Genomic DNA, 10,464 nt, shown 5'->3' with positions numbered 1-10,464 from the left:
CGCCGCTGGGCACCGACCAGCCCGGCCGCCGCGACCGCCCGGGACCGCACCCTCGAGCTGCTGGCCGCCGGGCCGGTGGCGATGAGCCGGGGGCACCGACCGGGTCACGTCACCGCGAGCGTGCTGGTGCTCGACGCCACCGGGTCGCGGGTGCTGCTCTGCCTGCACGGCAAGTTCCGGCAGTGGGTGCAGCTCGGTGGGCACTGCGAGCCGGGCGACCGGACGCTCGCCGACGCCGCGCTGCGCGAGGCGACCGAGGAGTCCGGGATCGCCGGCCTGCGGATCGACCCGGTCCCCATCGACGTGGACATCCATCCGGTGAGCTGCCAGGGCGGCTCGCTGCACCACGACGTCCGCTTCGCCGTCCTCGCCCCGCCCGGCGCGGCGGAGCAGGTCAGCGACGAGTCCGAGGCGTTGGGCTGGTTTCCGCCGGACCAGCTGCCGGAGCCGCTGGCCGGCGGCACCGAGCAGCTGGTGGCGCCGGCGCTGGCGGCGCTCAGACGAGCCCCTCTTCGCCCCGTTCCTTGAGCTCGTCGACGATCTTCTTGACGTCCTGCGCGCGGTCCCGGGGGCAGACCAGCAGCGCGTCGGGGGTGTCGACGATGATCAGGTCGTGCACGCCGACGGTGGCCACCAGCCGCCCGGAGTGCGCCACCACCACCAGGTTGCTGCTGTCGCGCAGCAGCACGCCCGGCTTGGCGTCGGCGCCGAGCACCACGTTGCCGCCCGGGTCGGTTGGAAGCACCTCGCCGAGGGTGTGGAAGTCGCCGACGTCGTTCCAGCCGAAGTCGCCGGGCACGGTCGCCACCCGGCCGGCGGTCGCCGCGCCCTCCATCACCGCGTAGTCGACGGAGATCTTCGGCAGGGTTGGCCAGACGGTGCCCAGCACGTCGTCCTGCTCCCCGGTCCCCCACGCGGCGGCGATCGCGGTGATCCCGGCGTGCAGGGCGGGCTGCTGGCGGGCCAGCTCGGCGAGGAAGACGTCGACCCGCCAGACGAACATGCTGGCGTTCCAGAGGTGGCGCCCCGAGCGCAGGTACGCCTCGGCCACCTCGGCGCTCGGCTTCTCCTTGAACTCGGTGACCGGACGCAGCGGACCGTCGCCGACCGGGTCGCCGGTCTGCAGGTAGCCGTAGCCGGTCTCGGCCCGGGTCGGGGTGATCCCGACGGTCATCAGCAGGCCCTGCTCGGCGCCGCGTACCGCCTCCCGGACGACCTCCCGCCAGCGCTCCGGGTCGCCGATCAGATGGTCGGCGGCGAAGGAGCCCATCACGGCGCCGGGCTCGCGCTGCGCGATCACCGCCGCGGCCAGCGCGATCGCCGCGCAGGAGTCCCGGGGTGAGGGCTCGACCAGGATGTTTTCCTCCGGCAGCCCGGCCAGCTGACGCGCCACCGCCGCGACGTGGGCCGCCCCGGTGACCACCAGGGTGCGCTCGGGGGCGGCCAGCGGGCCCAGCCGCTCCACGGTCGCCTGGAGCAGCGAGGCGGCGGAGCCGGTGAGCGGGTGGAGGAACTTGGGGTGGCCGGCGCGGGACAGCGGCCACAACCTCGTGCCGCTGCCACCCGCCGGGATGACGGCGTAAATCACCCGCACATCATGCCCGACCGGTCGTGAGGGGCACGCACCGTCACCGGGACGGCCGCGCGGCTCACGCGCGGGCCCGGGTCCACGCCGCGATGTGCACCTCGGCGCTGGACTCCCAGGTGAACTCCTTGGCCCGGTCGAAACCGGCCTTGGCCAGGGACAACCGCCGCTGCTCGTCGTCGAGTAGGGCGGCCAGGTCGGTGGCGATCTGGCCGGCGTCCTCACTGGTGTAGGCGACCGCGTCGCCGCCCACCTCGGGCAGCGAGAGCCGGGGCGTGGTGAGCACCGGGGCGGCGCACGCCATCGCCTCCAGGATCGGCAGGCCGAAGCCCTCCCCGTAGGACGGGTAGGCGGCGACCAGCGCCCCGCCGAGGAAGCCGGGCAGGTCGGCGTAGCGCAGGTAGCCGGGGCGCAGCAGCCGCAGGTGCGACGGGACCTCGGCCACCGCGCGGTCGATGTCGTCGTCGTGCCCCTGACCGCCGGCGATCACCAGGGCCGGCGGGTTCTCCCGGTCCGCCACCGCCCGGGCCCAGCCGCGGATCAGGTTCGGGACGTTCTTGCGCGGCTCCTTGGCGCCGAGGAAGGCGATGTAGCTGGTGCCGCCGAGCCCCAGCCGGGCCCGCACCCGGGCCTTCTCCTCCTCGCCGGGAGCGTGGAAGGCGGCGTGGTCGACCCCGTGGTAGGCGACGTCGATCCGGGTCGGATCGGCGTCGAGCAGCCGGATCAGCTCGTCGCGGGTGGCCTTGCTCGGCACGATGACCCGGTCGGCGCGGCGCAGCGACGTCTTGATCGCGCTGCGGAAGAACGTCCGCCGGGACTTGTCGTAGTGCTCCGGCTCGGTGAAGAACGTCGCGTCGTGCACGGTCACCGTCACCGGGCAGCCGGCGCGCAGCGGGCAGGTGTAGAAGGGCGAGTGCAGCACCTGCGCGCCGACCTGCTGGGCGAGCAGCGGCAGGCCGGTCTGCTCCCAGGCGAGCCGGGCGGGACGGTGGGCGACGGCGGCCGGGGCGGGGATGATCTCCGCGCCGGGCAGCATCCGGGTGTAGCGCTCCAGGTCGGTGCGGAGGCTGACCACGGCCAGCTCCACCCCCGACCCGCACACCTTGCCGAGGGCGCCGAGCAGGCCGTCGACGTATCGACCGACGCCGCCACGGTCGGCGGGGACACTCGTGGCGTCGATGAGCACGCGGGGCGGGCGACCGGCGGTCACGGGGCGACTCCTTGAACTGGCGGGTCTGTGGGGAACAACACTCCGGGCAAGCCTACGCCGGAGCCCGGGGCGGACGCTGACTGCGACCCGACGGTACGCCGACTTGTCGTTGTCATCGAGTACGGGTGGTGTAGGCGTATCGTTCGCGCCGATGGCCGAGAACATTGCCCGGGTCTTCGCCGACGCGATCGCGACCGACCCGACCCGACCGCTGCTGACCTGGTACGACGACGCGACCGGCGAGCGGACCGAACTTTCCGGCGCGACGCTGGCGAACTGGGTGGCCAAGACGGCCAACCTGCTCGCCGACGAGGTGGCCCTCGGCCCCGGCGACACCGCCGCGCTGCTCCTGCCGCCGCACTGGCAGACCGCCGCGGTGCTGCTCGGCTGCTGGTCGGCCGGGCTGGTGGTGGCCGACACGCCGGGCGACGTGGACGTGCTCTTCGCCGCCGCCGCGCGGGTGGCCGAGGCGGACGCCTGGTCGGCCGGCGAGCGGTACGTCCTGGCACTGGACCCGTTCGCCCTGCCGATGCGGCAGGTGCCGCCCGGCTTCGCCGACTACGTGTCGGAGGTCCGCGCTCACGGCGACCACTTCACCCCGTACGCCTCCGGCGGGAAGGATCTGGTGGCGCGGGCGCGGCGACGCGCGGGCGAGCTGGGCATCGCCCCCGGCGCCCGCGTCCTGGTCGACGCGGCGCGCCACCCCGACCCGGTCGACTGGCTGCTGGCCCCGCTGACCGCCGGCGCCACCATCGTCCTCTGCGCCAACCTCGACCCCGCCCGCCTCGACCCCAGAATCGCCACGGAAAAGGCCACCCACACCCTCACCTGACCCACCCCACCCCACCCTGCCCGTTTCGCCCCGCCAGCGTCGATCATGGACTTGTGGTGGGCGACCGCTGCGGGTTCGCCCCTTTTGCGGGGCACCACAACTGCATGATCGGCGCGGCCGGGGGGCGGGGGGCGGGGCGGTGGGGGTCAGGCGGGGGTGGGCTCGTCCTCGGTGGAGCGACGCTGCGCGAAGGCGGCGAAGGCGGTCAGGGACTCGGGGTTGGCGAGGGCGCCCTTGGCGGCCGCGCTGTCCACCGGGGTGCCGGTGAGGATCTTCTTGACCGGCACCTCGAGCTTCTTCGCCGACAGGGTGCGGGGGACGGCGCGGACCTGGTGGATCTCGTCGGGGACGTGCCGCGGCGACAGGGCGGTACGCAGCTCGCGGCAGATCTTCTTCCGCAGCGCGTCGTCCAGCTCCAGCCCCTCGGCCAGCACCACGAAGAGCAGCAGCTCCCCGGCGCCGCCCTCGTCGTCCTCCAGGTGCACCACCACCGAGTCGACCACCTCGTCCAACCCCTCGACGACCGAGTAGAACTCGGCGGTGCCCAGCCGGACCCCGCCCCGGTTGAGGGTGGCGTCGGAGCGGCCGGTGATCACGCAGCCGCCCCGGTCGTTGATGGTGATCCAGTCGCCGTGCCGCCAGACGCCCGGGTAGACGTCGAAGTACGCCTCCCGGTAGCGGGCGCCGTCCGGGTCGTTCCAGAAGGCCACCGGCATGCTCGGCATCGGCTCGGTGATCACCAGCTCGCCCAGCTCGCCGATGACCGGGGAGCCGTCGGCGGAGCGGGCCTCCACCTTCGCGCCGAGCGCCCGGCAGGTGATCTCCCCGGCGTGCACCGCCAGCAGCGGCACCCCGCCGACAAATCCGGTGCAGACGTCCGTGCCGCCGGAGAGGGACTGGAGCTGGAGGCCGTCGCCGACCGTCTCGTACACCCAGGTGAAGCCCTCGGCGGGCAGCGGCGCGCCGGTGGAGCCGACCCCACGCAGCGCCGAGAGGTCGGCGATCTCCTTCGGCACCAGACCGGCCTTGCGGCAGGCCAGCAGGAACGGCGCCGAGGTGCCGAAGTACGTCGTGCCGGTCTCCTCAGCCAGCCGCCACAGCGCGCCCAGGTCGGGGTGGCCCGGGTTGCCGTCGAAGAGCACGATCGTCGCGCCCACCGCCGGCGCGGAGACCAGGAAGTTCCACATCATCCAGCCGGTGGTGGTGAACCAGAAGAACCGGTCGGCGGGACCGAGGTCGTGGTGCAGGGCGAGCATCTTCAGGTGCTCCAGCAGGATGCCCCCGTGCCCGTGCACGATCGGCTTGGGCAGCCCGGTGGTGCCGGAGGAGTAGAGCACGTAGAGCGGGTGGTCGAAGGCGACCGGGGTGAAGGTGAGAGCCTCGTCGGTCTCCGCCGCCAGCTCGGCCCAGGTCAGCGCGCCCTGCGGCGGCGGGCCGGCCGGGTCGAGGTAGCCGATCGAGACGGTGTGCTCCAGCGACGGCAGCGCGGCCCGGATGGCGGCCACCTCGCCACGACGGTCGACGGGCTTGTCGCCGTAGCGGTAGCCGTCCACCGCGACCAGGACCTTCGGCTCGATCTGCTGCCAACGGTCGGTGACGCTGCGGGTGCCGAACTCCGGGGCGCAGGAGGAGAAGACCGCGCCGAGGCTGCTCGTGGCGAGCAGCAGCACGTACGTCTCGGGGATGTTCGGCGCGTACGCGGCCACCCGGTCACCGGCGGTGACGCCGAGGCGGCGCAGCCCGGCGGCGACCCGGCGGACCTGCTCGCGCAGCTGCGCGGCGGTGACGGTGACCGGCGGCCGGGTCTGCCCGTGCGCGATCACCACCGGGTCGCCGTCGGCGCGGCCGGGCATCCGCAGCACGTTCTCGGCGTAGTTGAGCGTGGCGCCCGGGAACCAGCGGGCGCCGGGCATCCCCCGGTCGGCCAGCGTGGCCGTCGGCGGGGTGTGCGCGACCACCGCGAAGTGGTCCCAGACCGACCGCCAGAACGCGTCCAGGTCGGTGACCGACCAGCGCCACAGCTCGTCGTAATCGGCGAAGTCCAGCCCCCGGTGCTCCCGCAGCCAGCGCAGGTAGCTGCCGATCCGGGACCGCTCGCGTACGTCCGCCGGCGGCGTCCACAGCACGTCACCCACTGCTCCACCCTCCCTGAGTCCCTGGCACGACACTGTGCATGGGCCGTGGCGCCATCTTGCCCTACCCTGAAGCGCCATTCTCCGCACCGGGTGCCGGTGAGGGGGCGTGGCCGGTCCACATGCCGGGTCGGCGAGGAGTGTAGGAGGCGTGCTCAGCCGGCCCGGTGCGCCTGGATGGCCCGCCGCCGGGCCAGGCGGTGGGCGCGGCGGATCTCCGCCTCCCGGAACCGGCGCTCGTCGTCGGGGGTCTCCGGCAGCACCGGCCGCACGGCCCGCGGCGCGCCGCCGACGTCGACGCCGACGAAGACGAGGTACGCGGTGGCCACCCGGACCGGCTCGTCCTCCGCCGAGTCCCAGCGCTCGGCCACCACCCGGACCCCCACCTCCATCGAGGTCTGCCCGGTCCAGTTCACCTGGGCGTGCGCGTGCACCAGGTCACCGACCCGGACCGCCTCGGAGAAGACGATCTCGTCGATCGCCGCGGTGACCGCCGTGCCGCCGCTGTGCCGGGCCGCCGCGGCCCCCGCCACGTCGTCGACGAACTTCATCAGCACGCCGCCGTGCACGGTGCCGTAGAGGTTGACGTCGACGGCGGTCATGATCCGACTCAGGGTGACCCGGGAGTACGAGGTCGGCTTGCCGGCCGGCGCGGTGGAGGGGTGCTCGGTCATGTCGGAAACGGTACGGTGCGCGGATGCGACATCTCTGGAGCTTCCTCGCCGGTCTGGTGGTGGCGCCCGTCACCTGGGTGCTGGTCACCCTCGGGCAGGACGGTTCGGTCCGCACCGTCGACCGTTGGGTGGAGATCGGAAAGTACAACTCGGCCAACCTCATCGAGCCGGCCGTCTACCTCGCCGTGGGCGGGATCCTGCTCGGCCTGCTCGGCACGTTGCGCGTCTCACCGTTCGGCCCGCTGGTGGCCGGGCTGCTGCTCGCCGCCCCGTACGTGGGGATGTTCGTCGCGCCGTTCGCGGTGCGGGACCGCATCCCCGACGACTGGAAGGTGTTCGGCGACCCGCTGCCGCTGGGCCTGCCGGTGGAGAACGGCACGCTGTTCCTCATCGGGGCGCTGCTGCTGATGGCCATCGTCAGCGGACAGCGTTGGCGCCGGTGGCCGGAACCCTCAGCCGAGGCGGAGCTGACCTCGGCGGACGGGCCTGAGCGGAACGACTTCACGCTCACCGACTGGCCACCGGCCGGTTCGGCCGAGCGGGACAGCACCCCGCCCAACCTCGGCTACCCGGACCCGACACCGACCGAGCCGCTACCCCGCCGCGCCAGCGGCGAGTCACCGTGGTCGGCGCCGCCGCGCGGCGGCAGCCGGCCGGAGGACACCGAAATCCGTTGAGCAACCGGGCGGGCCGGGAAACCGGCCCGCCCCCGACCCCGCTCAGCCCTTGAGCAGCTGGCGCGCCATGACGATGCGCTGCACCTGGTTGGTGCCCTCGTAGATCTGGGTGATCTTGGCGTCCCGCATCATCCGCTCCACCGGGTAGTCCCGCGTGTAGCCGTAACCGCCGAGCAGCTGCACCGCGTCGGTGGTGATCTCCATGGCGGCGTCCGAGGCGAAACACTTCGCCGCCGCGCCGAAGTAGGTCAGGTCGGCGTCGCCGCGCTCCGACTTGCCGGCCGCCGCGTACGTCAGCTGCCGGGCCGCCTCCAGCTTCATGCCCATGTCGGCGAGCATGAACTGGATGCCCTGGAACTCAGCGACCGCCTTGCCGAACTGCTTGCGCTCCTGGATGTAGCCCTTGGCGTAGTCCAACGCGCCCTGCGCGATTCCGACGGCCTGCGCGGCGATGGTCACCCGGGTGTGGTCCAGGGTCTGCATGGCCGTGGCGAAGCCGGTGCCCTCCGCGCCGATCATGCGGTCCGCCGGGATCCGGACGTTGTCCAGGTAGACCTCGCGGGTCGGCGAGCCCTTGATGCCCAGCTTCTTCTCCGGCGCCCCGAAGCTGACCCCCGAGTCCGACTTCTCCACCACGAACGCGGAGATGCCCCGGGAGCGGGCAGCCGGGTCGGTCACCGCGAAGACGGTGTAGAACTCCGACACCCCGGCGTTGGTGATCCACCGCTTCACGCCGTTGAGCACCCAGTGATCGCCGTCACGCACCGCGCGGGTGGTCATCGAGGCCGCGTCGCTGCCCGCCTCCGGCTCGGAGAGGCAGTACGAGAACATCGCGTCGCCGGACGCCACCTGGGTCAGGTAGCGGCGCTTCAGCTCCTCGGAGCCGGCCAGCAGCACCGGCATGGTGCCGAGCTTGTTGACCGCCGGGATCAGCGACGACGAGGCACAGGCCCGCGCCACCTCCTCGATCACGATGGCCGTGGCCAGGGCGTCCGCGCCCGCGCCGCCGTACTCCACCGGGATGTGCGGGGCGTGGAAGTCGGCGGCCCGCAGCGCGTCGTACGACGCCTTCGGGAACTCACCGGTCTCATCCGCCTCCGCGGCGTGCGGGGCCACCTTGGCCGCACAGACCTCACGGACCGCTTCCCGGATCGCCTCGTGCTCCTCGGGCAACCGGTAGACGTCGAACGACTGCTCTGCGGCCATGTCGGCCCCTCCCCTTCACCGCTATCATGCGCAGTCTGTGGCGTCTCCTGACCGCCGACCGCGCAGACTGAAGGATAGCGACCAGTTCAGGTGATGTTACCGCCGCGTAGGCTCGGACGAGACGGAGCACCGACGCCACGCGGCGACGTTGGAAGAGACAGGCATAGAGTCGGTCCGGTGCCCGGCCAGGCGCCGCAGCAGAATGCGACGCGACGACGCGACGCCAGCGCGAGCGGAGAAGACAGGCGTGACGATCCCGTACCCGAACACCCAGCCGGTGCCCGCCATCGCCGCAGTGTCCCCTCCCTCGGGCTCACAGCGGCCGCGGGTGACTTTCCTGGGCACCGGCTACCTCGGTGCGACGTACGCCATCTGCTACGCCGAACTCGGCTACGAGGTACTCGGCTACGACGTCGACGCCGACAAGATCGCCATGCTCAACGCCGGCGAGGTGCCGATCCACGAGCCCGGCCTGGACGAGCTGCTCAAGCGCAACCTGGCCGCCGGCCGGCTCCGGTTCAGCACCGACATCGCCGAGACCGCCGACTTCGGTGACGTGCACTTCATCTGCGTCGGCACGCCGCAGCGCGCGGACGGCATGGGCGCCGACCTGTCGTACGTCGAGGCGTCGGTCACCACCCTCGCCCAGCAGCTGACCCGCAAGGCGCTGATCGTCGGCAAGTCCACCGTGCCGGTCGGCACCGCCGAGTGGGTGGAGCAGCTGGTCAGCAAGCACACCCCGGCGGACCTGGGCGTCGAGGTGGCGTGGAGCCCCGAGTTCCTCCAGGAGGGCTTCGCCGTCGACGACGTGCTGCGTCCCAACCGGATCGTCGTCGGCGTCAAGAGCGAGTGGGCCAACGGCATGCTCTACGCCGCCCACAAGGGCGTCTTCGACCTGGCCGCCACCGAGGACCGCGAGGTGCCCCTGGTGGTCACCGACTTCGCCACCGCCGAGCTGGTCAAGGTCGCCGCGAACGCCTTCCTCGCCACCAAGATCTCCTTCATCAACGCGATGGCCGAGGTCTGCGAGGCCTCCGGCGGCGACGTCACCCAGCTGGCCCGGGCGATCGGCTACGACCCCCGCATCGGCAACCGGTTCCTCCAGGCCGGCCTCGGCTTCGGCGGCGCCTGCCTGCCCAAGGACATCCGCGCCTTCCAGGCCCGCGCGCAGGAGCTGGGCGCCGGTGAGGCGCTGCGCTTCCTGCACGAGGTCGACCTGATCAACCTGCGCCGCCGCACCCGGGTGCTCCAGCTCGCCGCCGAGCTGCTCGGCCGCCGCTCCGGGCCCGCCGGCCCGGACCTCTCCGGCACCCGAGTCGCCGTGCTCGGTGCCACCTTCAAGCCCAACACCGACGACGTACGCGACGCCCCGGCGCTCGCCGTCGCCGCGCTGCTGGAGAAGGCCGGCGCGGACGTGCACGTGTACGACCCGCAGGGCACCGAGAACGCCCGCCGGGCGGTCCCCGAGCTGACCTACGAGCCCGGCATCAACGAGGCGGTGACCGGCGCCGACCTGGTCTGCGTACTCACCGAGTGGGCCGACTTCCGCAACGCCGACCCGGTCGCCCTCGGCGAGCTGGTCGCCGGCCGCAAGGTGGTCGACGGCCGCAACTGCCTCGACTCGGCACTGTGGACCCAGGCCGGCTGGGAGTACCGCGGCATGGGCCGCCCCTGACGCTCGACGCCTGACGGCCGGTCGCGGAGCACGCTCCGCGGCCGGCCGTTTTCGCGTACGCCGCCGATCTTTGCCCCGGACCCGCCGACAACTGTCGAAATCCGCGCCAGCTTTGGGCATGCTGCGACAGTGGGAGTCCACAGTGCGGGTGGAGGGGTGTCGTGGCGACCTTTCAGTGCTCCTCGTGCGGCCGGGAGATCAAGCCGGCCGTCCACTGCCCGCACTGCGGCGCCGACCAGCCGCAGTGGGTCGAGCACCTGGCGGAGATCGAGCGCTCCATCGCGGAGATGAAGGCCCGCGAGGCGGCCATCGCCAGCGAGCAGCGGCAGATCGCGGCGAAGATGCAGGCCGCGCTCTTCCAGCGGGACATCCTCGCGCACGCCGGCGAGGAACGGATCAAGCAGGCCACCCGGCCCCGTCGGGTGTTGCGCCGCCGGCCCGGCCGCCGCCCGCCGACGGCCGCCACCGGCGCC

The 10,464-nt window shown here is 73.0% G+C and carries 10 protein-coding genes; 5 read left to right on the top strand and 5 right to left on the bottom strand.

Annotated elements, in window-relative coordinates; genetic code table 11:
- Positions 1 to 528, top strand: a 528-nt coding sequence (locus NCC78_RS20800) for an NUDIX hydrolase (RefSeq protein ID WP_250796412.1), incomplete at its 5' end; no start/stop codon positions are given.
- On the opposite strand, the gene NCC78_RS20795 is transcribed toward NCC78_RS20800, so the two are convergent.
- Together NCC78_RS20795 and NCC78_RS20790 are read right to left on the bottom strand one after the other, a co-directional pair.
- Positions 497 to 1,588, bottom strand: a complete 1,092-nt coding sequence (locus NCC78_RS20795; protein ID WP_250796411.1) for a mannose-1-phosphate guanylyltransferase — start codon at positions 1,586 to 1,588, stop codon at positions 497 to 499. The genes NCC78_RS20800 and NCC78_RS20795 overlap by 32 nt on opposite strands.
- A 61-nt stretch (positions 1,589 to 1,649) precedes the next feature.
- The gene (locus NCC78_RS20790) at positions 1,650 to 2,795 is read right to left on the bottom strand and encodes a glycosyltransferase family 4 protein (RefSeq protein WP_250796410.1); all 1,146 of its coding nucleotides are present in this window, start codon (positions 2,793 to 2,795) and stop codon (positions 1,650 to 1,652) included.
- A 151-nt stretch (positions 2,796 to 2,946) separates the two neighbouring features.
- Between NCC78_RS20790 and NCC78_RS20785 the strand changes: the two genes are divergently transcribed.
- Positions 2,947 to 3,627 carry a TIGR03089 family protein gene (locus NCC78_RS20785; RefSeq protein ID WP_250796409.1) on the top strand — a complete coding sequence of 227 codons (681 nt, stop codon included), beginning with the start codon at positions 2,947 to 2,949 and terminating at the stop codon, positions 3,625 to 3,627.
- 146 nt (positions 3,628 to 3,773) lie between these two features.
- Here the strand turns inward: NCC78_RS20785 and NCC78_RS20780 are convergent, their stop codons facing one another.
- Positions 3,774 to 5,762, bottom strand: coding sequence for an acetoacetate--CoA ligase (locus tag NCC78_RS20780; protein ID WP_250796408.1), 1,989 nt, complete (start codon positions 5,760 to 5,762; stop codon positions 3,774 to 3,776).
- Positions 5,763 to 5,914: 152 nt separating this feature from the next.
- Positions 5,915 to 6,433 (bottom strand): acyl-CoA thioesterase, encoded by a 519-nt coding sequence (locus tag NCC78_RS20775; protein WP_250796407.1) that lies wholly within the window; start codon positions 6,431 to 6,433, stop codon positions 5,915 to 5,917.
- 23 nt (positions 6,434 to 6,456) lie between these two features.
- Between NCC78_RS20775 and NCC78_RS20770 the strand changes: the two genes are divergently transcribed.
- Positions 6,457 to 7,110, top strand: a complete 654-nt coding sequence (locus tag NCC78_RS20770; RefSeq protein WP_250796406.1) for a hypothetical protein — start codon at positions 6,457 to 6,459, stop codon at positions 7,108 to 7,110.
- Between the two features lie 42 nt (positions 7,111 to 7,152).
- Here NCC78_RS20770 and NCC78_RS20765 read toward each other — a convergent pair whose 3' ends face one another.
- Positions 7,153 to 8,316, bottom strand: coding sequence for an acyl-CoA dehydrogenase family protein (locus NCC78_RS20765; RefSeq protein WP_250796404.1), 1,164 nt, complete (start codon positions 8,314 to 8,316; stop codon positions 7,153 to 7,155).
- Between the two features lie 247 nt (positions 8,317 to 8,563).
- On the opposite strand from NCC78_RS20765, the gene NCC78_RS20760 reads away from it, so the two are divergent.
- Positions 8,564 to 9,991 (top strand): UDP-glucose dehydrogenase family protein, encoded by a 1,428-nt coding sequence (locus NCC78_RS20760; RefSeq protein ID WP_250796402.1) that lies wholly within the window; start codon positions 8,564 to 8,566, stop codon positions 9,989 to 9,991.
- A gap of 161 nt (positions 9,992 to 10,152) precedes the next feature.
- On the top strand, positions 10,153 to 10,464 hold a 312-nt coding region (locus NCC78_RS20755; RefSeq protein ID WP_250796401.1), incomplete at its 3' end, for a PhlB family protein.

Source organism: Micromonospora phytophila (assembly GCF_023656545.1).
In the GTDB taxonomy this organism is placed as follows: domain Bacteria; phylum Actinomycetota; class Actinomycetes; order Mycobacteriales; family Micromonosporaceae; genus Micromonospora; species Micromonospora phytophila.
This window is presented reverse-complemented; position numbering and strand designations above follow the sequence as displayed.